At 58.5% G+C, this 22,340-nt stretch carries 21 protein-coding genes and 1 tRNA gene; 4 read left to right on the forward strand and 18 right to left on the reverse strand.

Annotated elements, in window-relative coordinates; all coding sequences use genetic code 11:
- Window positions 1-8: 8 nt before the first annotated feature.
- From GQR90_RS16400 to rplU, 17 genes are all read right to left on the reverse strand, one after another.
- The gene (locus GQR90_RS16400; RefSeq protein ID WP_158775027.1) at window positions 9-3,623 is read right to left on the reverse strand and encodes a pilus assembly protein; all 3,615 of its coding nucleotides are present in this window, start codon (window positions 3,621-3,623) and stop codon (window positions 9-11) included.
- A 13-nt stretch (window positions 3,624-3,636) separates the two neighbouring features.
- Entirely contained in the window at window positions 3,637-4,215 is a 579-nt protein-coding gene (locus GQR90_RS16405) for a pilus assembly PilX family protein (protein WP_158775028.1), read from the reverse strand.
- Window positions 4,215-5,210: a PilW family protein gene (locus tag GQR90_RS16410; protein WP_158775029.1), complete on the reverse strand. Its 996-nt coding sequence runs from the start codon at window positions 5,208-5,210 to the stop codon at window positions 4,215-4,217. Before GQR90_RS16410 ends, GQR90_RS16405 begins: the two co-directional genes overlap by 1 nt.
- Window positions 5,207-5,716: a type IV pilus modification protein PilV gene (gene pilV, locus GQR90_RS16415; RefSeq protein WP_158775030.1), complete on the reverse strand. Its 510-nt coding sequence runs from the start codon at window positions 5,714-5,716 to the stop codon at window positions 5,207-5,209. Before pilV ends, GQR90_RS16410 begins: the two co-directional genes overlap by 4 nt.
- On the reverse strand, window positions 5,713-6,213 hold the full coding sequence (locus GQR90_RS17710; protein WP_158775627.1) for a GspH/FimT family pseudopilin: 501 nt from the start codon (window positions 6,211-6,213) through the stop codon (window positions 5,713-5,715). The genes pilV and GQR90_RS17710 overlap by 4 nt, the downstream gene beginning before the upstream one ends.
- Before the next feature lie 87 nt (window positions 6,214-6,300).
- A complete protein-coding gene (locus GQR90_RS17795; RefSeq protein WP_325064278.1) occupies window positions 6,301-6,789 on the reverse strand; it encodes a type IV pilin protein in 489 nt (162 codons plus the stop codon).
- 223 nt (window positions 6,790-7,012) lie between these two features.
- Window positions 7,013-7,981 (reverse strand): 4-hydroxy-3-methylbut-2-enyl diphosphate reductase, encoded by a 969-nt coding sequence (gene ispH, locus GQR90_RS16430; RefSeq protein ID WP_158775031.1) that lies wholly within the window; start codon window positions 7,979-7,981, stop codon window positions 7,013-7,015.
- Between the two features lie 54 nt (window positions 7,982-8,035).
- Complete coding sequence (gene fkpB, locus GQR90_RS16435) at window positions 8,036-8,479, reverse strand: FKBP-type peptidyl-prolyl cis-trans isomerase (RefSeq protein ID WP_158775032.1); 444 nt, start codon at window positions 8,477-8,479, stop codon at window positions 8,036-8,038.
- A 20-nt stretch (window positions 8,480-8,499) separates the two neighbouring features.
- Window positions 8,500-9,027: a signal peptidase II gene (lspA, locus tag GQR90_RS16440; protein WP_233266353.1), complete on the reverse strand. Its 528-nt coding sequence runs from the start codon at window positions 9,025-9,027 to the stop codon at window positions 8,500-8,502.
- A gap of 141 nt (window positions 9,028-9,168) precedes the next feature.
- A complete protein-coding gene (ileS, locus tag GQR90_RS16445) occupies window positions 9,169-12,000 on the reverse strand; it encodes an isoleucine--tRNA ligase (protein WP_158775033.1) in 2,832 nt (943 codons plus the stop codon).
- Between the two features lie 11 nt (window positions 12,001-12,011).
- A complete protein-coding gene (gene ribF, locus GQR90_RS16450) occupies window positions 12,012-13,145 on the reverse strand; it encodes a bifunctional riboflavin kinase/FAD synthetase (RefSeq protein WP_158775034.1) in 1,134 nt (377 codons plus the stop codon).
- Window positions 13,146-13,298: 153 nt separating this feature from the next.
- Window positions 13,299-14,858, reverse strand: a complete 1,560-nt coding sequence (gene murJ, locus GQR90_RS16455) for a murein biosynthesis integral membrane protein MurJ (protein WP_267902057.1) — start codon at window positions 14,856-14,858, stop codon at window positions 13,299-13,301.
- Window positions 14,859-15,107: 249 nt separating this feature from the next.
- Window positions 15,108-15,374: a 30S ribosomal protein S20 gene (gene rpsT / locus GQR90_RS16460; RefSeq protein ID WP_158775035.1), complete on the reverse strand. Its 267-nt coding sequence runs from the start codon at window positions 15,372-15,374 to the stop codon at window positions 15,108-15,110.
- A 276-nt stretch (window positions 15,375-15,650) separates the two neighbouring features.
- Complete coding sequence (gene proB, locus GQR90_RS16465) at window positions 15,651-16,832, reverse strand: glutamate 5-kinase (protein ID WP_158775634.1); 1,182 nt, start codon at window positions 16,830-16,832, stop codon at window positions 15,651-15,653.
- A gap of 244 nt (window positions 16,833-17,076) precedes the next feature.
- Window positions 17,077-18,273, reverse strand: coding sequence for an Obg family GTPase CgtA (gene cgtA / locus GQR90_RS16470; protein WP_158775036.1), 1,197 nt, complete (start codon window positions 18,271-18,273; stop codon window positions 17,077-17,079).
- A gap of 125 nt (window positions 18,274-18,398) precedes the next feature.
- Complete coding sequence (gene rpmA / locus GQR90_RS16475) at window positions 18,399-18,656, reverse strand: 50S ribosomal protein L27 (protein WP_158775037.1); 258 nt, start codon at window positions 18,654-18,656, stop codon at window positions 18,399-18,401.
- A 33-nt stretch (window positions 18,657-18,689) separates the two neighbouring features.
- Entirely contained in the window at window positions 18,690-19,001 is a 312-nt protein-coding gene (gene rplU, locus GQR90_RS16480; protein ID WP_158775038.1) for a 50S ribosomal protein L21, read from the reverse strand.
- Between the two features lie 284 nt (window positions 19,002-19,285).
- Between rplU and ispB the strand changes: the two genes are divergently transcribed.
- From ispB to GQR90_RS16495, 3 genes are all read left to right on the forward strand, one after another.
- Complete coding sequence (gene ispB / locus GQR90_RS16485; protein WP_158775039.1) at window positions 19,286-20,275, forward strand: octaprenyl diphosphate synthase; 990 nt, start codon at window positions 19,286-19,288, stop codon at window positions 20,273-20,275.
- A 171-nt stretch (window positions 20,276-20,446) separates the two neighbouring features.
- Window positions 20,447-20,523: transfer RNA gene (locus GQR90_RS16490), tRNA-Pro, on the forward strand.
- An 83-nt stretch (window positions 20,524-20,606) separates the two neighbouring features.
- Window positions 20,607-20,831, forward strand: coding sequence for a hypothetical protein (locus tag GQR90_RS16495; RefSeq protein WP_158775040.1), 225 nt, complete (start codon window positions 20,607-20,609; stop codon window positions 20,829-20,831).
- 45 nt (window positions 20,832-20,876) lie between these two features.
- Here GQR90_RS16495 and GQR90_RS16500 read toward each other — a convergent pair whose 3' ends face one another.
- Window positions 20,877-21,137, reverse strand: a complete 261-nt coding sequence (locus GQR90_RS16500) for a hypothetical protein (protein WP_158775041.1) — start codon at window positions 21,135-21,137, stop codon at window positions 20,877-20,879.
- 197 nt (window positions 21,138-21,334) lie between these two features.
- Here GQR90_RS16500 and GQR90_RS16505 point away from each other — a divergent pair, with 197 nt between their 5' ends.
- Window positions 21,335-22,189, forward strand: coding sequence for a TlpA disulfide reductase family protein (locus GQR90_RS16505; RefSeq protein ID WP_158775042.1), 855 nt, complete (start codon window positions 21,335-21,337; stop codon window positions 22,187-22,189).
- Window positions 22,190-22,340 lie beyond the last annotated feature (151 nt).

The raw sequence follows: 22,340 nt of genomic DNA on the forward strand, positions 1-22,340 counted from the left end.
TGATTCTCCTAGCGCAGCTGGTACCAGGCACTTCGGCCTTCAAGACCACCAATACCGAAGTCCATCACGGTCGAGAACACTTCGGTCGTACCGCCCAGTCCCACATATTGAGTGTCACCCACGAACTTGGGAGAGGTCGGCTCACCGCCTACCTTGATTGACAGCACCACCTGATCATTGATGTTGTCACTGGCATCCACCTTGCCGTCGCCGTTGTAATCGAAGACCTGCTGAACGTTGTTGGTACTGCGTGACGGCTGTAGGCCATTACGCAAGCTCAGCGCATTCAGCCAACCACTGGCACCGCCCGTACAGGGGCCATTGGTGCCGGGAATGGTACTGTTGAAAACAATCAAATCACCTCGTACGGCCGGGATGGTCACGACACGTTCACCTGAGTCAGGCAGATCCACATACCACCCGTACTGACGCCCTTCGCCCCTCTGATTGGCATAATCGACGCTGATACCGGTCACGGTACGTGCATCATCGACGCCATTGATCGACGTAAAACTCTGCTTTTCCAACTCACCATGATGGCGACGCGTCGAGGAGCCCGTATGTAGCACGCTATAAAATGACTGCACGGAATCGTCAACCGCATCCTGGAGGGTGATCAGCTGCCCCGTCCCCCAATAGACATTCAGGTTGGGCGTATCGACCGTACTGTTATAGACACCGCTACGGGCCAGAGCGACTCGTGAGGTGATCGGCTGACGAGAGGCAGCAGGACAGCTTGCTGAGGTACTGGTCAGCGCGACGGCGCAGGACTGGAAGAGGCGAGAAATCTCACCACTGCCGATATCTGCCAATGAGAACTGGCGCATGTCGAAGGTCCAGACATTGCCGTGCAGGTCGCCAGCGTAAATCCAGTCTGTAATGCCATCGGCATCAATATCGGCAAGTTCCGGGCTCGACATGCCGTTGCAGTCGCTATTTGAGGCGGTACATTCTCCCCCCGCATTGGAGCCCTGCTGAGTATCCAGTACGGCATAGTTGCTGGAATCCGCCAGATCCACGATGAACAACTTGGCACGCCCATCGCTGTCTGCGTTGTAACCGTTGCCGAAGATGGCGTACCAGCCGCCATCATCCAGGCGTGCGACCTGTATGTCGCTGAAGGTATAGCCAAGATCCTCATGCATGAATTCCCACTGCACGATATCCGAAGGGGCAGTGCCATCTGCATCGCCCAATGAATCGAAGCTTTCCGGATCCGTGATATCCAGCATGTAGACCGCTTTGCCGCCCGCCCCCAATCCCCCCAGCAGCATGGAGTGCCAGCTGGCAGCATCTTCATCTGCCAACTGGATATGGACATCGCGTGCAATGGGGGTGGAGTCGACATAGTACTGGTGGACGTAGTTTTCATTCGCTAGCTGACGAATGCCACGCCCGCTATCGATACTGAAGGTGGCATACGGCATATAGGCAAACTTCTCTTCCCCTGACGCCATGTCAATCGCATGCAGCATGCCGTCATTGGCGCCCACGTAGACCATGGAGGGCCGGTCTTCGTACAAGGACTTGAAGGCACGATAGGACGACACTTCCATGTCATTGCTATAACTGGCCGACGGCGGCCCGACGATCGCGGGCGTCGCGTTCACGATATCGCCCAGGTAATTCCCCTCGCGCTCTCGGAACAAGGTGCCTTCATATTCATCCTCACCCTTGATGTACCCGATCAGATTCTCGAGCTCTGACGTTTTGACGCCTGTCGCGACACCATTGAGCTTGAGAAAGGTACCTGTAGTATCGAGAATCTGCCCCGTCAGCTGTGTCACCGTATCTCCGACAAGACCCAGCACACCACTGGCCGTGCCATTGAGTCCGATGGCACTGGCCAAGCCATTGCCAATATTCAGACCCAGCCCCAAGCCATTGGCAACCCCCGTAGTTACCCCATTGGCTGCCTCGCGTACGGAAATCAACAGGCTGTCTGACAGCAGGGACTCATCGATGAAGCCCAGCAGATCAAGGATCTGCTCAGCCTCGAGCGAGCCCGCCTGCTCGATATCGAAAAAGAAGGCCTTTTCATCCACCTCAGCGATACCCGGGTTATAAGTCAGCACCTTGCGGGTGCTGCTGCGATCAGCATCGTCGCTCAGCCAATCAGCGACGGACCACTCGGAAACCGTACTCAATGATCCGTCGTTCTCGATCTTGCGCGCCACGATATCCCCAGACCAATCTGCTGGGTCATAGGTGGTCTGGATCAGGTAGGTATCGGTGCTCTGGCCGCTACTGCTGATGTCCAGGCTACCGGTGCTGGCTGAACGGCCCGCAATGGACTGCGCAATGTTGTTCAAGGCATCAATCAAGGCCTGCGGATTGGCTGCACTCAAGTACTCGCCGCGCCCGTTCCATGCGGCATGGCGCAGGTCATCGATAGTGGTACTGGTATTGGATGTCGGCTGCGGCCAATCAAAGTTGCTGTCCAGCGAAGCAGGGTTACTCGACAGAGTGCCATCGACACCGAAGCCGACGGTATAGGTCACCATATGCTGTGAGGGATTCTCATCCACGCCCGGGATGATGGGTACGCTGTTGATCAGGTCTGAGCGCAGGTCTTCACGGTAATACTTCATCGCGACATCACCCAGTGTATTGGCGTAATTGTCTCGATGACTGGCGCTGATGTAATCGCCACTACCGCCATCGATGTTGCCGACACTGGGGCTGTTACCGTTCCAATAACCGTCAGTCATCATGATGGCGTAGTTCTGCTGACACATACCACCTTCACCAGCACTCAGGATGGGGGCATTGCTACCGGTGCTGGAATAGTACTCGCCCGCACTCTTGAGGGCTGTCCGCAACGGCGTGCCACCAGAGGGATAGGCGGTGAACAGCTCTTCCATCAAGTCATCACGCTCACCTGAGTCAGTCATGTCCGCAACATTGCGATTGTTGCGACCTTGAATGGTGCGCAAGCCTACACGCGACTCATTGGTGTTGATCACACCCGCCATGGCGGATTTAGCCACTGACATGCGGTCACGATAATACGTGAACCAGTTGGAAAAATTGATCTGCTGTGCCGCTGATAGCTGATTGACGTAGACCCTGCGCTCAGTATTCACGAAGGTTCCTCCGCCACTGCGGTAGAGGCCACATTCCTCGAAATCGTATTCGCCATCCCCGTCATCATCCGACCAGGACATGTAATAGACCCCCAACAGATTGACGGTCGTAGTGGGATCATAAGGATTGGAGCGCGCCGATGACAGAGTGGCGTTGGTATAGGTGATGCCCAGGCGGTCCTTGCCGGCCCACGGCGAATACGTTAACTCGGGGTTATAGGCGAGAACATTGAAGCCATTGCACGACCCGATGGCTTGGGCGACGGTAGTCTGAGACTGATGACTGACCGTGCCGATCGCATTGATGGAGTAGACACCACTGCTACCTAAGACGGAAGACGCCGGCTGATAACCCCATACCTCAACGCCATTGTTGAGGGTGTCCTGCCACTCCATGCTGCCCGAGTCATCCAGAATGAACAGGATATTGGGCTGCACGCCGGTCGCTTCCGTCACTGGCGCACGGGCTATTTCCCCAGGGGCTGCCAGACAAGGCAAGGCGAAAAGGCATAAGGCACCACTCAATAGATAACGCATATCAATGTTCCTTTCAGAAATAGGGGCCTAGCTCCATCTCGCTTTGCACGACCGTCCAGGAAGCACCATTTCCGCCGCCCGTACCCATCGCACTGATTCGGAAAGCATCCAGCCGCGTGCCGACGGCATTCAGCTCATTGCTGGTATTCAGTGGTGGCGTCCCTACCTTGCCGAGATATTCAATTACATAGGCACCAATGGCATTGCCGGTCGCATCATCCAGTGTCTGGATGCCGCTGGCCTGCCAGTCCGCTTCAGAGAGCGGATCAATGGGTGGCGCATCTTCCGGTAACGCCAGCATCAGTCCCGCCGAGTCATCAAAATTGGTCAGGCTCCAGCTACCATCCTCAAGGCTCTCTTGCAACGCTCGCTCGCCAATGCTCAGACTGGTTTCCGCGTTGTAATAGGATTGCTCGAAGTTGCGGCTATTGACGGCCATGCGTGACTGCAACTGGCTATCTTCAACACCCGTCACCGCCAACAGGCCGATCACCACCAACATGACCAGCACGATCAACAGCGCGATGCCCTGTTGCTTGCTCGGCCCGCGCAGCACGCCATTGCGGGGAATCCTTCGCGACATACTGTGCATCAACTATCCCTCAATTGAAGATTGCGCGGCGTGAAGGTGAGATTGAAGGTGCGTGTCAGGCGACCATTGTTGTCGCCGCCCGGCACAACGCCCGGCAGACTCTCAAGCGTCAGGGCAATCTCGATACGACGTACCTCACTCCAGCGATCTTCACTGCGTACCGTGGCTGCTGGCACCTTCACGCGATCAACGCTGCCATTGCCGGTGGTATCGAGACTGAAACTCACATCGAAGCCCTGTACACCAGACGCCAGCTCTTCTCGAGAGAAATTGGCATTGATGCGATCGAGATACAGTGCGCGCACGGAGGTATCGCTGGCCTGGTCATCCAACAGCAGCTCCCAGGCATGCACGGGATAAAGATAGGCATTGGAGGACTGACTGCTGCCATAGGTACGCGAGAGAGTATCGAGGGTTTCCACCTTGCCCTGAGTCGTCCCGGAGACCTTGAAGACATCGGTGCTGTTGCAATCGCTGACGAGCGCGAAATCACCGGCAGTAAACGCCGCTTCACTATCACTACGCACAAAGAGCGGGCCACCCAGCGAGCTCATGCTGCTGGTCATGGTGGTCTCATCGCCATCCTTGCTGGCCGCAACGAAGGACAGGTTGAAATAGCTGACGCCACGTTGGGTACGCTGCTGCCCCCCAAAGGGGGCCGTCAGATCATGCTCATCATCCACGGAACTTGAATTGGTGATATCGCGGCTATTCGCACACCCGGCATAGCCCACATTGCGCATCAGCGGCTGCAGGCGGAACGACACATAGCGTGCCGATTCCTGCAAGTAGGACAGGGCCTCTTGGGTACTGACGGTACTGCGCGATGTCGAAAACATCTGCACCGCCATCGCTGTGATCAACAGGCCTAGCACCAGACTGATCATCAATTCGACCAAGCCAACGCCGGCCTGACGACCAAGGCGCGGAGACCCACGTGATGAGGTGATACGCGATACGGTGTTGCGTGAAGTCATATGTAAAGAAGTGCTCATGGCTCCACCTCGAAACGATATGTCTGCTGGTCGTCACCGCCGCTGATAGGATCACTCCACTGCACTTGGACACTCACGTCATATATGCCAGTGCCAGTCACTCCGACCAGGCGCTCGTCGACGATCACGCTGCCGACGCCGCTGGTCAGGGTCGAATCCACAATTGCATCACGCCAGTCGATGACATCCTGGTTAGCCAGGTCATTCGGAACGCAATCCGACGGGCAACCTTGTACAGGTGCATTGGTCGTGTTGGCAGCATCGTATTGATCGATGGCCTCGAGATTGGCGCGGATACGCTCCGCCATGTCCAAAGACAACAGCTGAGCGACGGTATTGCTGTAACTGACGCGCTGGTGCTGGAGCGTCTGCACCTGCAATAGCCCCAGCCCGAGAAGAGACACACCCAGCAACAGTACGGCGACCAGAGCCTCTATCAGCCCGATCCCCTTCTGGCGATGCATGCTGGCAAGTTGCCGCGATGAGTTCTGCTGACGAAATGTCATGAGCAGTCCCCTCCTGATTCAAGACGCACACGTCCCGATGGCGCGACGACTACCGAGGTCGAGTCTGATTCTGCACAGAACACCAAGGTACTGTTGCCGCTGGTCAAGGTGCCCCGATCGTTATAGGTGATCCGTGAGGCTCCACCAGATTGGGCCACGGCATTGCTGCCCTGATGAACCCACAGACGGTCGTCGAGCGCGAAATTGGCCGTATCGCCAATGAAGACGACCCACCCATTGGCCCAGTCAGCATCACAGACCATAGGATTCGGACTGGCAACGCTGGGAGCATAGGGACAGATGCTCACCGCGACGCCATCCGTGGTTGCCTTGCTGCGCGCCATGCCCAGTGCATGCGTCAACGCACGTACATCGGATTCCACCTGAGAGCGCTGCACCATGCCTTGCCAGGCAGGCACCGCCCAGACGGCGATGATGGCGATGATGGCCACCGTCACCACCAGCTCGATCAGAGTGAAACCACGGGAATGCCGCATGAGTTGAATTCTCCTTGTCCGGCAGCGAGGGCACTGAGAGGCATTGCCAACAGTCATCAATCGAGGGACTGCAAGCACTGACGATCATCACCAGCACCGGCCGCCGCCCTCTGCGCCGGCATTCATCAATTCGTCCATCCACAGGATTCCGCAGTCATCGTTGAGCTGGGCGCCCTGCGGCGTGGCTTGCAACACGAAGGCAGTCGACGTCAGGCTGCGATACGAAATCAGATAACGCAGGTTTCCTCCGCTATCCTCGATTCGACTGACCCCATCTGTCGGTTGATTGTCATCACTGACAGGCGCCTCGGAAAAATCCTGGTAGTAAAAACCGTGTAACTGTCTCGCCTGCTGCCCTAGCGCTTGTTGAGCATGGGAGCGCCAACTGCGCTCCACATAACCGAGATAGGAAGGCACAGCAACGGCGGCCAAAATGCCGATGATTGCCACGACCATCATCAATTCAATCAGAGTGAAACCTCGGCTACGGCGCCCTGATCTCATGCCATGAACTGCCACACTACTACGGCGTGCGGATGCACTCGTGACGCCGTGAGTGGGCAGAATATGAGGCATGTACGGTTCTCCAGATCATGACACCTACTTCTATTATGTATCATTTGAGTAACTGCGCATTACATTTTTTTTCAATACTTGCTCATTAGATCAACGATTCACGACACGCAATAGCGCGCAGATCTCTGAAACTCCTGAGATTCCTGTCAGCATTCAAATGTCAGAAACGAAAAAGGCCGCGACTATGTCGCGGCCTCTGAGACTGATACCTACTTACATGGCGTTACAGCTCGCGAATCTGATCCGAGGCGATCAAGCGCTCCTTGAGCTCCTTGGGCATCGAGAAGACGATGTTCTCTTCCTGCCCCTCCAGTTCTTCAGGCGCAGAGGCGCCCAACGCCATCAAGCGATCGATCACCCCCTGTACCAGCACTTCCGGCGCACTGGCGCCTGCCGTGATACCGATGCTGCCGATCCCTTCGAGCCAGCCAGCTTCGATCTGCTCGGCATCATCGATCAACCAGGCAGGTGTCTGCATGCGTTCGGCCAGCTCACGCAGGCGATTGGAGTTGGAGCTGTTGGGGCTACCGACCACCAGCACCACGTCACAGGCTTCCGCCAGCATGCGAACGGCGTCCTGGCGATTCTGGGTCGCGTAACAGATATCGTCCTTGCGCGGCCCCTGAATTGCCGGGAAGCGCACGCGCAGCGCATCGATCACGCGTGCCGTGTCATCCATGGACAGTGTGGTCTGGGTAACGAAGGCCAGTTGCTCCGGGTCCTTGACCTCAAGGCTCGCGACATCGGCTTCATCTTCCACCAGATGGATGGTGCCACCCTTGGAGGTGTCATAGCGGCCCATGGTGCCTTCGACTTCCGGGTGTCCTTCATGACCGATCAGCACACAGTCCTGGCCCTTGCGCGCATAACGCAGCACTTCCATATGCACCTTGGTCACCAGCGGACAGGTAGCATCGAAGACCTTGAGATTGCGGCGCTCGGCTTCTACCTGCACGGCGCGTGAGACACCATGCGCCGAGAAGATGACGATGACGTCATCTGGCACTTCGTGCAGTTCCTCGACGAAGATCGCGCCGCGCTCCTTGAGCGAGTCGACCACGAAACGGTTGTGCACCACCTCATGGCGCACGTAGATCGGCGGACCGAACACGTCGAGTGCCCCGTTGACGATATCGATGGCGCGATCCACTCCAGCGCAGAAACCGCGCGGGTTGGCCAGCTTGATCTGCATGACAGGCTCCGCTTGATAGCAAGGCACCTCACAAGGAGGACCTTGGGATAGGACTCAGTGCGTTGTCACAGGGGACACCGACAGAACTTCAACCTCAAATGTCAGGGTGCGTCCGGCCAACGGATGGTTGAAGTCGACCTTGACGTCGCGTTCATCAATCTCGCGTATGATGCCCGGCAACTCTGAACCGGAAGGCTCAGCGAACGACATCACCATGCCGACTTCGATATCGTCATCGAAGCTCTTGCGTGACACGACCTGCACATTCTGCGGGTTATGCTGACCGAAGGCGTGCTCCGGCGTCACCGTAAAGCTACCGGTCTCGCCCGCCGCCATGCCCATGATCGGCCGCTCGAAGCCTGGTGGCAGATTCCCGTCACCGATCTCCAGCGTAGCAGGTGCCTTGTCGAAGGTGGAGTCCACCTCGGTGCCGTCCTCCATGCGCAGACGGAAATGGAGGCTGACCTCCATGTTATCGGCGATACGATGTTCGCTCATGTTGACCTCAGCTCTACCGCTCATTCTTTGCGGCTACGAAAGGATTCAAGGATCAGTGCCACGGCACCCAGGCTGATACCCACATCCGCCACATTGAAGGCGGGGAAGTAGGCACCGTTCCAATGGAAGGACAGGAAATCCACCACATAGCCGTGCACGATCCGATCATAGAGATTGCCAAGCGCCCCACCCAATACCAGCGCAATACCCAGCGCAGTATAGGTTTCGTAGCGCTTGAGCCGTGTCAGCCAGATACTCAAGCCCACAGCTGCCACGACCGCGATACCCGCAAACAGCCAGCGCTGCCAGCCATCGTGAGCGGCCAGGAAGCTGAATGCCGCCCCGGTATTGTGCAACAGCGTCAGATTGAAGACCGGCAGTACCTCATTGGCCTGCCCGTAGATCAGCGAGCTGCTGGCCAGCCACTTGGTGGCCAGGTCCAGCACCACGATGGCGAGGGATAGCCACAACCAGCGCAGTGGAGCGCGCATCGGCATATTGGCCGATGACGACATCTCGCTGGCTGGACCTTGAGTAGAAGCAGTCATGTTGCCTTCCTGTCGGGGATATCTAAGACACCCACCCATGAAATTGGGCTTACTGCGGCAAGACACGAACGCCGGGCCTGAGCCCGGCGTTCGCTGACACAGATCCATCATGCGACCCATGCCGTTACCGCATCATCCTGATCACGCGAAGTGACGCGTCTCGCCTTCGCCATCCGGCAGATTGGTCACGCAGCGACTGCACAATGTCGGATGCTCAACCAGCGTGCCGACTTCCGGACGGTGATGCCAGCAGCGCTCGCACTTGGCATATTCACTGACCTTGACCGCGACCTTGAGCCCTGCCACTTCGGTCTCTTCTGCGTCACCGGCGGCATCAAAGGACGCCAGCGTCACGCCGCTGGTCAGCATCACGAAGCGCAGCTCATCACCGAGACTTGCCAGCAACGCCTTGAGCTCGTCAGTGACGTAGAGCGTGACTTCTGCTGCCAGGCCATTCTTGACGAGACCCGCGTTACGCGCACCTTCCAGCGTCTTGTTGACCGCCTGCTTGACGTGCAACACCTGCTCCCAGAAATCACGCCCCATCGCGGCGTCATCCGCCAGCATGCCAAGGCCCGTGTAGGATTCCTCGAGGAAGATGGTGTCCTTGCGCGGGCCCGGGATGTTGGCGTAGATCTCTTCTCCGGTGAAGGAGAGAATCGGTGCCATCCAGCGAGAGAGCGCCTCGATCACATGATAAAGAGCTGTCTGACAGCTACGACGCGCCAAGGAATCCGGCTGCGTGGTGTACTGTCGGTCCTTGATGATATCCAGATAGAAACCACCCAGCTCACGAGAGCAGAAGGTCAGCACCTGCTGATAGATATCCAGGAAGCGATACTCCTCATACGCAAGCTCGACTCGCGCCTGCAGCTGCGCAGCGCGATCCACGACCCACTGGTCCAACGCCAGCATGTCGTCGAAGGCCACCACATCACGCGCCGGCTCGAACCCGTTCAGGTTCGACAGCAGGAAGCGCGAGGTGTTGCGGATACGACGATAGGCATCGGCCGTACGCTTTAGGATCTCGTCCGACACCGCCATCTCGCCGGAGTAATCGTTGGACGACACCCACAGGCGCAGGATGTCGGCGCCCAGCTTGTCCATCACCTGCTGCGGCGCCACCACATTGCCGACCGACTTGGACATCTTGCGGCCCTGAGCGTCGACGGTGAAGCCGTGAGTCAGCAGTGCCTTGTAAGGCGCATGGCCATCGATGGCACAACCGGTCAGCAGCGAGGAGTGGAACCATCCACGGTGCTGATCAGAGCCTTCCAGATACAGGTCAGCACGCGGACCTTCGGCATGACCATGCGGGTGTGAGCCACGCAGCACGTGCCAGTGAGTCGTGCCGGAGTCGAACCACACGTCCAGCGTGTCGGTGACCTTCTCGTAATTCTCGGCCTCGTCGCCCAGCAACTCCTGGCTATCGAGAGCCCACCAGGCATCAATGCCCTGCTCGGCGACGCGATCCGCGACCGCTTCCATCAGCTCGACGCTATTGGGATGCAGCTCGCCAGTGGCGCGATGCAGAAACAGCGGAATCGGCACGCCCCAGTTACGCTGACGGGAGATGCACCAGTCCGGACGATTGGCGATCATGCTCTTCAGACGCGCCTGACCCCAGGCCGGAATGAAGGCAGTCTCTTCGATGGCAGACAGCGCCTTGTCGCGCAGAGTCACGCCGTCAGCACCGGCGATATCCATGCCGACGAACCACTGGGCCGTCGCACGATAGATGACCGGCGTCTTGTGGCGCCAGCAGTGCATGTAGCTGTGGGTGATCTTCTCGTGCGCCATCAGCGCGCCGAGTTCTTCAAGACGCGCAACGATATTCGGATTGGCCTTCCAGATGAACTGGCCACCGAATTCCGGCAGGTCCGGCACATAGACGCCGTTGCCTTGCACCGGGCTCTCGATCTCGTCGAAGCTCATGCCGTAGCGACGGCAGGTATGGAAATCGTCCTCGCCATAAGCCGGCGCAGAGTGAACGATACCGGTACCAGCGCCCGTCTCGACGTAGTCCGCCAGGTAGACCGGCGACAGACGATCATAGATCGGATGACGGAAGTTGAGGAGTTCAAGCGCCGCACCGTTAACGGTAGCTAGCGTCTCACCACTCAGACCGAAGCGCGCCAGACTCTCATCGACCAACTCTTCGGCCAGCACCAACAGACGTTCGCCGGTATCAACCAACGAGTAGATGAAGTCCGGGTGTACGTTGAGTGCCTGGTTGGCCGGAATGGTCCACGGAGTGGTGGTCCAGATCACGATCGCCGCCGGCTTGCTCAAGGACTCGAGACCAAAGGCCTTGGCGAGTGCCGCGGTGTCATCAGCGATGAAGGCGACATCGATGGCGTCAGAGGCCTTGTCGGCATATTCGACTTCGGCTTCCGCCAGCGCAGAGCCACAGTCGAAGCACCAGTTGACCGGCTTCAGCCCCTTGAAGACGTAGCCACCCTTGACCATCTCAGCCAGTGCGCGAATCTCACCTGCTTCGTTGGCAAAATCCATCGAGCGGTACGGGTTGCCCCAGTCGCCGACGATGCCGAGACGGATGAACTCGTGCTTCTGCCCTTCGACCTGCACGCCGGCATATTCGCGGCACAGATGACGGGCCTGAGCGGGTTCAAGATGCTTGCCGTGAGTAGTCTCGACCTTGTGCTCGATGGGCAGACCATGACAGTCCCACCCCGGCACATAGGGAGCATCGAAGCCCGCCATGGTCTTCGACTTGACGATGATGTCCTTGAGAATCTTGTTGACGGCATGACCGATATGAATATTGCCGTTGGCATAGGGAGGGCCGTCATGGAGCACGAAGCTCGGACGGCCCTTGCCTGCTTCACGAAGACGCGCGTAAAGGTCAATCTCGTTCCAGCGCGCCAGTTGATCCGGCTCACGCTTGGGAAGATTGCCACGCATCGGGAAGTCGGTATCGGGCAGATTCAGGGTGTGCTTGTAGTCGCTCATAGCCTTTCGGGTCAGCCGTCGTGGGGGCGGGAAGCCTGCGCTTCCCGAGCTGTGGAATCAGACACCTCAGCAGTGCCGTGTAAGGGTGTCGCCTGAGCGCGCGCCATCAGCACACTCAGCGGACAGCTGGCCAGCGGCAGGTCAGCTATGGAGGTAATACAGTGGTACATCTCACGCTCATCAGCGGCAGGTGTCTCGCCCGCGGCCAGAGCAAAGAAGCGCCGAGCCAGCGCGATATCGGCATAGATCGCTACCTTCAAGGCATCGAGACCATCGAAACGCATCTCGCCACGCAGGAAAGCACAGAAACTCACGCCTAATCGTTGGCCATAAATATCTTCAGAGAAATCCAGCAAATGGACCTCGAGTACCGGTCGCGGCGTACCGACTGTCGGCCGCCAGCCAATGTTGGCCACCGCGGGACAGATGCGCCCATCGGATAAATGCGCCATCACTGCATAGACGCCCGATACTGCCAGCGGTGCATTCGGCAACGGTAGATTCGCGGTCGGCACGCCAAGCGTGCGCCCCAACTGGCGGTCCGCAACCACACGGCCCTGCCAGTAGTGAGGACGCCCTAGCAGCTCAGCGGCCAACGTCATGTTGCCGTCGGCCAGCACCTTGCGCACCCGAGTACTCGAAACACGCTCGTCTGCGACCTCAAAGGTGCGGGTATGCTCCACCGCAAAGCCTTCGGTCGCGCCGATACGCTCCAGCAGCGGGAAATCGCCGGCGCGATCACAGCCGAAGCGAAAGTCATCGCCGACCACCAGGTGGCGCACACCAAGGCCATCAATCAGTACCTGCTCGATAAACTCGCGCGCTGACAATGAGCGTAACGCTTCATTGAAGGGCAGACACAAGACGCGTTCAGCGCCGTGCTGACCCAACAGGCGCACTTTATCCGCCAACCGTGTCAGTCGTGGCGGCGCCTTGGCTCCAGCAAAAAACTCGCGCGGCTGTGGCTCGAACACCACTACCGTCGCCGGCAGGCCGTAAACAGCCGCGCGTTCCCGGAGTTGTTCCAGAATCGCCTGATGCCCGAGATGAACACCATCAAAGTTGCCGATAGTGGCCACGCAGCCGCGGCTGCCGTCCTGCTTTCGCAGGCGGGCTAGATTGTGCAGTCCTCTGATCAAGTCCATGCGTGCATCACACAAGCTGCCGAAAGTGGTCAATTATAGCGGAGGGGCGCGGCGCTGACAGCCACCACGGAGCCCGTAAGCGAAAATCAACGGGAACAGAACGTCCGCTGATGTGCGCAGCCAATCCTATGCTCTGGCACATGGGGTCAACGGCTAGCCCTGCATACGAAAATGACGCGGGCGCACGCCGCACAGCCCCAACCACAGGCCATATACCAGCAAGCCACCCACAACCAGTGCCCCCATCATCGCACAGCGCTCCCATAGGCCCCAACCAAGCCAGGTATTCCAGTCTGGTGACAACCACATCAAACCGCCGCCCATGAGGACACAGCCACCGAGCAATGTCAGTGAGTAACGCCCCCATCCGGGCTGGAATCGCAGCACACCTTCGCGATACAGGCCTCGTGCCAGCAAGCCGGCATTCAAGAACGCTGACAGTGCCGTGGCCAACGCCAGCCCCGCATGCGCCAGCGGCCCGATCAACATCAGGTTAAAGACCATATTGGCAATCATGGCAATGATACCGATCTTCACGGGAGTTCTGGTGTTCTGTCGAGCATAGAAGCCGGGTGCCAGCACCTTGATCAGCATGAACGCGAGCAGCCCGAAGCTATAGGCTCGTAGACTTTGCGCCGACATCACAACGTCATTGTCGGTCATCGCTCCGTAGTGAAAGAGCGTAATCAGCAGTGGCTCCGCCAGCACACCCAGCGCCAACGCTGCCGGCACACCGATCAACAACACTGAGCGTAGCGCCCAGTCGAGCATCTTCTGAAAGTGCTCCAGTGACTGCTCGGCATGTCGCTTGGAGAGCGCCGGCAGAATGACCGTCCCAATCGCGATGCCGATGATACCTAGCGGCAACTCAACCAGGCGATCGGAGTAGTACAGCCATGAGACGCTACCGGTCACGAGGAACGAGGCCAGCACAGTGTCGAGCAGCAGGTTGATCTGCGACACCGAGACCCCGAACAACGCCGGCGTCATCAGCCTGAGGATGCGACGCACTCCTTCATGGGCAAAATTCGGCCACGGCTTGGGCATCAACCCCAAACGCAGCAGGAATGGCACCTGGAATAGCAGCTGAACACACCCGGCAATCAACACACCCCACGCCAGTGCCATTGCTGGCGTCTCAAAGCGCGGTGCCAACAACAGCGCGGCACCGATCAGGCTCAGGTTCAGCAGAACCGGGGTAATCGCAGGAACCGCGAAACGGTTCCAGGTATTGAGCACACTGCCAGAAAAGGCTGTCAGCGAAATCAGCAGCAGATAGGGAAAGGTCAGACGTAGCATCTCGCCAGTGAGAGCGAGCTTACCGGCATCTTCGCTGAAGCCAGGGGCAAATACCCACACCAACCAGGGTGCGCACAGCATCGCCAGCGCGGTGATCAGTGCCAGGATGACCCCGAGACTGCCACTGACCGCATCAAGTAACTCGCGGACCTCCTCACGCGTGCGCCGAGTGGCGTACTCGGAAAGCACCGGCACGAAGGCTTGGTTGAAAGCACCCTCGGCAAACAGACGCCGCATGAAATTGGGAATCTTGAAGGCAACGAAGAAGGCATCTGCTCCGCTACCTGCACCTAGTAACGAGGCAATAATGACATCGCGAGCCAATCCCAGTACCCGCGAGAGCATCGTCATCACACTGACGATCAACCCCGAGCGCAACAGCCCGGAGCGCACCGGCAAGCTATCGCCGACCACGGCTTCTCCCTGTGCACTCGCCTGAGTACCAGCCTGCACACTGGCCTGCACATCAGATTTCCCTACAGCGGGCGACTCATCCTGCGGCTTGCTCACCCTGACACCTCTCTCGATTCCCTATCCGAACACCGATACATGCGGCGCTTCCCTGGCATCTCGTGTCACTGCCCACTGCGCATCACAACACTACAGCACGACAGACAGACACAAAAAAACCGGCCGAAGCCGGTTTTTTCAAACAAACACGTCTTAGACAGCCAGTGCCTTGACGCGAGTGTTCAGACGGCTCTTCAGACGAGCGGCCTTCTTCTTGGACAGAATGTCCTTGTCGGCATAACGGTCGAGGACCTTCTGCGCAACATTGAAAGCGGCCATGGACGCAGCGTGGTCGCCGGTCTTGACTGACTTCAGCACGTTCTTGATGCTGGTACGCACGGCGGAACGCTGTGCGGAATTGTGCTGACGACGAACTTCAGACTGACGAGCGCGCTTACGTGCCTGCTTGGTATTTGCCACTTTAATGCTCCTTATGAGTCCACCCGTAGGCGCGTACTCATGAACTTGAATTTGGAAGACGTTGTCGCAACGCGACAGCGAGTCCGATCACTCTCCCAATGCCCTGCCTAATACTTCAGAAAGCATTCGGAAAATCAGCGACTTGGCGTGGAAGCCCCACCAAGTCTTCTCCATCAGGACGGACCAGCACCCGATAGGACGGCAAATTCTAGCATGGCCGACCGCTGCATCGCCAGCAGCAGACAGCACATGCCCTGCCGCCGGCAACGTCATATCTCACAACACAATCAGGTTGTCGCGATGAATCAGCTCAGGGGCCTCCATGTAACCCAACGCCGCTTCAATCTGATGACTCGGCAGCCCCAGAATGCGTCCCGCGTCCTCGGCATTGTAGTTGACCAATCCTTTGGCGACCCGCACGCCCGATTCATCGACACACTGCACCATGTCGCCGCGCCGGAAGCTGCCCTCGGCCTTTTTCACACCGACAGGCAGCAGGCTGGAGCCACGTGTGGTCAAGACATTCACTGCCCCGGCATCCAGCGTCAGGGTGCCACGCACCTGCAATTGGCCCGCCAACCAACGCTTGCGCGCTGCAATTGGCGCATGCTCTGGTAGTAGCAACGTACCGAAGCGCTCACCCGCGACCAACCGCGTGATCACGTCCGGCTGACGCCCGGAGGCAATCACGGTCAGCGCACCGCTTCGTGCAGCCAAGCGGGCAGCACGCACCTTGGTCGCCATACCACCACGCCCCAACAGACCTCCCCCACCTGCCACCTTGACCAAGATCGGGTCATCCGCCTGCGCCTCCTCAATCAACCTGGCTGAGGGATCATGACGCGGATCAGCATCAAACAGGCCTTCCTGATCCGTGAGCAACAGCAGGGCATCGGCTTCCAGTAGATTGGCCACCAGCGCACCCAGCGTGTCGTTGTCCCCAAAGCGAATCTCATCGGTGACCACGGTATCGTTCTCATTGATCACCGGCACCACACGCAGCTCGACCAGCGTCCGCAGCGCAGAGCGTGCATTCAGATAACGTTTACGGTTGGAAAGATCATCGTGGGTCAGCAGAATCTGCGCCGTCGTCAGGCCATGACGCTGGAAGTGTTCTTCGTAGCACTGGGTCAGGCCGTTCTGGCCAACAGCCGCCGCCGCCTGGAGTTCATGCACACCACTGGGGCGCGCCTTCCAACCGAGACGCGACATGCCCACCGCAATGGCACCAGAGGACACGACGATGACCTCAACGCCGCGCGCATGCAGCGTCGCAATCTGGTCGACCCAGCGGCCGATGCTCGCATCATCCAGCCCACGGCCATCGTCGGTCAGCAGTGCACTGCCAATCTTGACCACGATGCGGCGTGCACTGGCTAGCGCTGCGCGCCCCTGCTCACCACTTACCGCTTCCACTCCCGCCGCCTGCTGTTCTGCCACCGTACCTTCTCCTGTCATGTGGGCCATCCACTCCGAGGCGCCGTCCATCGTACAGGCACTCCTGCGGCTCTCAGCATTGTCCGCTCCCGCCTGCTTGCTGTCATCTCTCTCGAACGCGATGCCACCAAAAGTGAGACCACTGAAACGACAACGCCCCACCTCGAGGCCAACAGGCTCGGGGTGGGGCGTGATACGTACCAAGGCGAACATGGGCTCAGGACGCACATGACTCAGAGAGCCTATGTGTCAAAGAGCATCAGGCTCAGGGCGCGTATTCGACTTCGACGTCATAATCATCTTCATTGAAGTCGTCATCGTCCTCTGCTTCATCATCTTTCTTGCGATTACGACGCGTCAGGCGCTCTTCAACGCGCCCTACAGACTCTTCTTCCATGCGCGCGAGCAGTGCGGCATGCGCCGCTGCAGCTTCCGGATCTTCCGCAAGGTGCAGACGATGCTCGTTGAGCCAGCGGTGTGCCGCCTGAACCAGATCTTGAGTGCCGATACCACTGGCAGCCGACACGACGAATAGCTCACCTTCCCAGCCAAGACGCTCAACGAGATCCTTGACCAGCGCGTCGCGGTCTTCTTCAGCCAGCAGGTCAATCTTGTTGATCACCAGCCAGCGCGGCAATTCGGTCAGCGCTGCAGAGAAGTTCTTGAGCTCCTTGAGGATGGCCTCGACCGCATAGGCCGGGTCACTCTCGTCAAAGGGCGCAATATCCACCACGTGCAGCAGCAGACGCGTGCGCGTCAAATGCTTGAGGAAGCGCAGGCCAAGGCCGGCACCGTCAGCAGCACCTTCAATCAAGCCAGGAATATCGGCCATCACGAAGTGCTGATGGCTACCGATTTTCACGACGCCAAGGTTCGGCACCAAGGTCGTGAAGGGGTAGTCGGCGACCTTGGGCTTGGCAGCAGAGACGGCGCGGATCAGCGTGGATTTGCCGGCATTCGGCATACCCAGCAGACCGACGTCAGCCATCACCTTCATCTCGAGACGCAAGCTGCGACGCTCACCCCAGGTACCCTTGCTGGTCTGGCGCGGCGCACGGTTGGTCGAGGACTTGAAGTGGATGTTACCCAAACCACGACGACCGCCCTGCGATACCAATAGCAACTGACCAATTTCGGTCACATCACCGATCATCTCGAGGGTTTCCTCGTCGATCACCGTAGTGCCGATCGGCACCTTGACGAGCAGATCTTCACCCGCCCGGCCTGCCATCTGGCTGCCTTGGCCAGCGATGCCGCTTTCCGCCTGATAGTAACGCTGGAATTTGAAATCGATCAGGGTATTGAGCGAATCATCCCCGATCAAATAAACACTGCCGCCATGCCCGCCGTCGCCCCCATCGGGACCACCACGTGGCACGTATTTTTCTCGGCGAAAACTCATGCAACCATTGCCGCCACGTCCGGCCTCGACAATGATCGACGCTTCATCAAGGAACTGCATGCTGCTCTCTCCTGACGACGACCCGGGCCGTCATGCGACAAAAAAGCCCCGCGAGAGCGGGGCTTCCTTGCAGACTGTCATACGATACCGGGGCATCGGGCAGTCTGCGTAAGCTGTCAGACGTTTCAGGCAGAAACGATGCTGACGAACTTGCGGTTCTTCGGACCCTTGACTTCAAACTTCACGTGTCCGTCGGACAGTGCAAAGAGAGTGTGGTCCTTGCCGATGCCAACGCCAGTACCAGCGTGGAAACGGGTGCCGCGCTGACGCACGATGATGTTGCCGGCGATGGCAGCTTGGCCACCGAACAGCTTCACACCAAGGCGCTTAGCTTCAGAATCGCGACCGTTGCGGGTAGAACCCGCCGCCTTCTTATGTGCCATTGGATAATTCTCCTATGGTGGGTAGCACTGCAATTACGCAGAGATACCAGTGATCTTGACTTCGGTGAACCACTGACGGTGGCCAGCACGACGCATGGAGTGCTTCCGGCGACGGAACTTGATGATGGTGATCTTGTCGCCACGGCCGTGAGACACGACCTCTGCAGCAACCTTGGCACCGTCAACCAGCGGAGCGCCGACCTTGATGTCGTCGCCGTCGGCGACCATCAGGACTTCGTCGAACTGGATAGTTTCACCAGTGGCGACTTCAAGCTTCTCGAGCTTCAGGGTCTCGCCTTCCTGAACGCGGTACTGCTTGCCACCGCTCTTGATAACTGCGTACATGATTCTCTCCATCGGACTCATCTAAGGGTGTGCTCTTGGGTGGCCTGCTGCGAGTGGCGCCCCTTCTGGAGCCATCTGACAGGGAGCGTGATGAGCCACGGCCGCGTATTATAGCGGTGCGTGCCGCGTTCGACAAGCAATGTCAAGCCAGAGGCACCTCTCTCGCCGTCAGCCAGCATTTTTACGCGGGCGCGCGCCTTGACGGCCATGGGGGTGCCCCATAGCATAACCGCCAAACGGCACGCTACGGCGGCCTCACCTCTCGCTACGGGCACGACGATCTCATGCAAGCCGACGCAACGACCCTTCACGCGGCAGTGGCAGATGACTTCGCCGCCGTGGACCGCACTATCCTCGCGCAGCTCGAATCGCGCGTGCCGCTGGTCCAGACCATCGGACAGTACATCATCCAGAGTGGTGGCAAGCGCCTGCGCCCCGTTCTAGTACTACTGGCCGCGCGCTCGCTGGGCTATCAGGGGGAGCAGCACGTCAGCCTGGCAGCCCTGATCGAATTCATGCACACCTCGACACTGCTACATGACGATGTTGTGGATGAATCCAGCCTGCGACGTGGCCGCTCCACCGCCAATGACACCTGGGGCAATGCACCCTCGGTGTTGGTCGGTGACTTCCTCTACTCACGCTCCTTTCAGATGATGGTGGCAGTCGGTTCGATGGAGGTAATGGCCATTCTTTCGGCTGCCACCTGCACCATCGCCGAAGGTGAGGTTCTGCAGCTGACGAATATTGGCAATGCAAACATTGATGAAGCGGCCTACTTCGAGACCATTCACGGCAAGACAGCCATGCTGTTCGAGGCCGCCGCTCATGCCGGTGCAGTACTCGCCAAGGAAGCTGACGCGGCGATTACACCGGCGCAGGTCAGTGCGCTACAGAATTATGGCCGTTATCTGGGCCTCGCCTTCCAGCTGATCGATGATTTGCTCGACTATCAAGGCGATGCAAAGACCATGGGCAAGAACGTCGGGGATGACCTCGCCGAAGGCAAGCCAACCCTGCCACTGATCCGCGCCATGCAGGTCGGCAGCCCCGCTCAGGCCAGCCTGGTGCGGGGCGCCATCGAGAAAGGCGGCCTTGAGCAACTCGACGAAGTACTGGAAGTTGTCCGCGCCACGGGCGGCCTTGACTACACGCGCAGTCGCGCCCAGGAAATGGCCGATAGCGCGCTAGCAGAACTCGAGGCGCTACCTGACAGTGAGTTCCGCGTCAGCCTTGAGCGGATCGCACTACTCAGCGTCGGCCGCCAGGCCTGATACGTACCAGAAATCACAAGAGGCAGGCAGGCCCGGGAGTAAATCCCGACCCTACTGCCAGCCTCTTGTCTGAGCACCCGAGAACAGCACAAAAGTTTTTGCCCTCAATGGCTTGCAAACAAAAACTCTCTGCGTATAATTCATCTCCGTCGAGACAAGCTCGCGACGCATCGGAGTATAGCTCAGCTTGGTAGAGCGCTGCCTTCGGGAGGCAGAGGTCGTAGGTTCGAATCCTGCTACTCCGACCAGATTATTGAAAAAGCCGCTGATCATTGATCAGCGGCTTTTTTGATGTCCGAACGATAGCTTCACATCCATCAGGGATGCTCACATGCCAACGCTGCGCCTTGCTTTACCGTTCCTGCTTGCTGGACTTCTCACTGCCTGCGCCGCACCTCAAGCGCATTGGGAGAAAGACGGCGCCTCCAGCACACAGGTGCATAACGCCTATGCAAGCTGCCGCTACGATATTGGCATGTCCGACAAGTCGGATAATGAAAAACGGGCACTGATGCAATTCTGCATGGAGCGAGACGGCTTCCGCTTACAGCCCTGAGCTTCTTGTTCAAAGAAACGTCTAACGACGCGCTCCAAGTACGGGCTAGTCAGACATCCCGCTATTGCTTGCCTTCAAGGCCCGCTCGCGACCGGCACGTTCCCGTTCGCGGCGGGCCTTTTGCTTGAGATAGTAACTGCGTAGTGCGAGTCCGAGGCCACAGGCCAGCATCAGGGCAAACACCAGCCCTTGCCATGGGCGCGCAGCATCACCTAGCCAAGTTTCCAGCGCGACAATCGCGATAAGACCGGCTGCCTGACTGGCGACCGCAATCGCGCGACTACGATCGTAATGGTGGGACAACATGAGAGCAGTCTCCGCAAAGGGCACCGTATCGCCGGAGCGCGGGGTGAATTGACGAACAATGAGGGCTCGGGCATTCATCGAATGAACGCCGAGCGGGTGTCGAGACAGTGCAATTATCGCATACTCGAAGGCATCGCCTGCACCACCCCTGACATTGTCACGCCAATAGCGCATCGCCTCAATTCAAGGACACCCGCATGGACGCCATTGCACTGGGCCCAGCCCTGATTTCCGTCGAACGCCTCTATGCCTTTCTTGCCGCGCTGATGATGCTGGGAGAATTCTCACTGCTGATCTGGTTGCTCAAGCGCGTTCGCGCGCCAGCACTGTCATCTGCCACCCTCTCGTCTACTCCACTTAGCCTGTCGCGCTGGTTCAACCACGTACTGATGGGCTGGGTAGTCGGGGCGCGGCTGACCTATGTCGCACTGCATTGGCCCAGCTATCAGGGTACGCCTCTTGATATTCTCAAGCTGTGGCAACCGGGCTATCACATGATCGGCGGGGTAGTTCTCGCTGCACTCGCCAGCCTATGGCTGCTACGTCGCCATGGCGCCCTGCTACACGTCATTGCACTTGGCAGCCTGACACTCGGCCTGACCGCTTTCCTCGGACTCAAACAGCTGGACCCACTGGGAAACACCTCAGCACTCGACCGCATGCCGGCCATCACGCTCAATCATCTTGATTTGAGCCCCGTGGCACTCGATTCGATTCACGATGAGCGCGTCATCGTCAATCTATGGGCAACCTGGTGCCCGCCATGCCGTCGTGAGATGCCATTGCTGGCTGAGGCTGACACGCATCCCAAAGTGACAGTCGTACTGGCCAATCAGGGCGAGCAACCTCTCGCCGTGTCACGCTTCTTGAAAGGTGAACGACTGAATCTGGAATACGCGCTGCTCGACCCTGCCATGCAGCTGATGGGACTTGCCGAGGCTCAGGGCTTGCCCGCGACATTGGTATTTGACGGCGAAGGACGCCTGATCGAGCGCCATATCGGTGAACTGAGTCGCGCTCAGCTGAATTCTTTACTGCCAGAAGGCCGCTAGGTCGTAATGCCGCCACTCGGCGGCTCGCAGGCAGAAGAGGCCATTTTAATTCGCTCCGTCAACGCCAAAGACGCACGACAAAGACAAAAGGCGCTTAAGCCACGGGCTTTGATCCGTTAAGATACCGCGCCCCTGTATTCCCGATTCCCGT

The sequence above is a fragment of the Cobetia sp. L2A1 genome, assembly GCF_009796845.1.
GTDB lineage: Bacteria > Pseudomonadota > Gammaproteobacteria > Pseudomonadales > Halomonadaceae > Cobetia.

Excerpts from the sequence above, each read along its gene's own strand:
- lspA (WP_233266353.1), bottom strand. The coding sequence starts at position 9,027 with ATGACTGCTTCTACTCAAGGTCCAGCCAGCGAGATGTCGTCATCGGCC.
- GQR90_RS17795 (WP_325064278.1), bottom strand. The coding sequence starts at position 6,789 with ATGCCTCATATTCTGCCCACTCACGGCGTCACGAGTGCATCCGCACGC.
- GQR90_RS16500 (WP_158775041.1), bottom strand. The coding sequence starts at position 21,137 with ATGTTGTCCCACCATTACGATCGTAGTCGCGCGATTGCGGTCGCCAGT.
- pilV (WP_158775030.1), bottom strand. The coding sequence starts at position 5,716 with ATGACATTTCGTCAGCAGAACTCATCGCGGCAACTTGCCAGCATGCAT.
- ispB (WP_158775039.1), top strand. The coding sequence starts at position 19,286 with ATGCAAGCCGACGCAACGACCCTTCACGCGGCAGTGGCAGATGACTTC.
- proB (WP_158775634.1), bottom strand. The coding sequence starts at position 16,832 with ATGACAGGAGAAGGTACGGTGGCAGAACAGCAGGCGGCGGGAGTGGAA.
- fkpB (WP_158775032.1), bottom strand. The coding sequence starts at position 8,479 with ATGAGCGAACATCGTATCGCCGATAACATGGAGGTCAGCCTCCATTTC.
- cgtA (WP_158775036.1), bottom strand. The coding sequence starts at position 18,273 with ATGCAGTTCCTTGATGAAGCGTCGATCATTGTCGAGGCCGGACGTGGC.
- rplU (WP_158775038.1), bottom strand. The coding sequence starts at position 19,001 with ATGTACGCAGTTATCAAGAGCGGTGGCAAGCAGTACCGCGTTCAGGAA.
- GQR90_RS16495 (WP_158775040.1), top strand. The coding sequence starts at position 20,607 with ATGCCAACGCTGCGCCTTGCTTTACCGTTCCTGCTTGCTGGACTTCTC.
- GQR90_RS16410 (WP_158775029.1), bottom strand. The coding sequence starts at position 5,210 with ATGAGCACTTCTTTACATATGACTTCACGCAACACCGTATCGCGTATC.
- GQR90_RS16405 (WP_158775028.1), bottom strand. The coding sequence starts at position 4,215 with ATGCACAGTATGTCGCGAAGGATTCCCCGCAATGGCGTGCTGCGCGGG.
- ribF (WP_158775034.1), bottom strand. The coding sequence starts at position 13,145 with ATGGACTTGATCAGAGGACTGCACAATCTAGCCCGCCTGCGAAAGCAG.
- rpmA (WP_158775037.1), bottom strand. The coding sequence starts at position 18,656 with ATGGCACATAAGAAGGCGGCGGGTTCTACCCGCAACGGTCGCGATTCT.
- GQR90_RS17710 (WP_158775627.1), bottom strand. The coding sequence starts at position 6,213 with ATGCGGCATTCCCGTGGTTTCACTCTGATCGAGCTGGTGGTGACGGTG.
- ileS (WP_158775033.1), bottom strand. The coding sequence starts at position 12,000 with ATGAGCGACTACAAGCACACCCTGAATCTGCCCGATACCGACTTCCCG.
- GQR90_RS16505 (WP_158775042.1), top strand. The coding sequence starts at position 21,335 with ATGGACGCCATTGCACTGGGCCCAGCCCTGATTTCCGTCGAACGCCTC.
- GQR90_RS16400 (WP_158775027.1), bottom strand. The coding sequence starts at position 3,623 with ATGCGTTATCTATTGAGTGGTGCCTTATGCCTTTTCGCCTTGCCTTGT.
- ispH (WP_158775031.1), bottom strand. The coding sequence starts at position 7,981 with ATGCAGATCAAGCTGGCCAACCCGCGCGGTTTCTGCGCTGGAGTGGAT.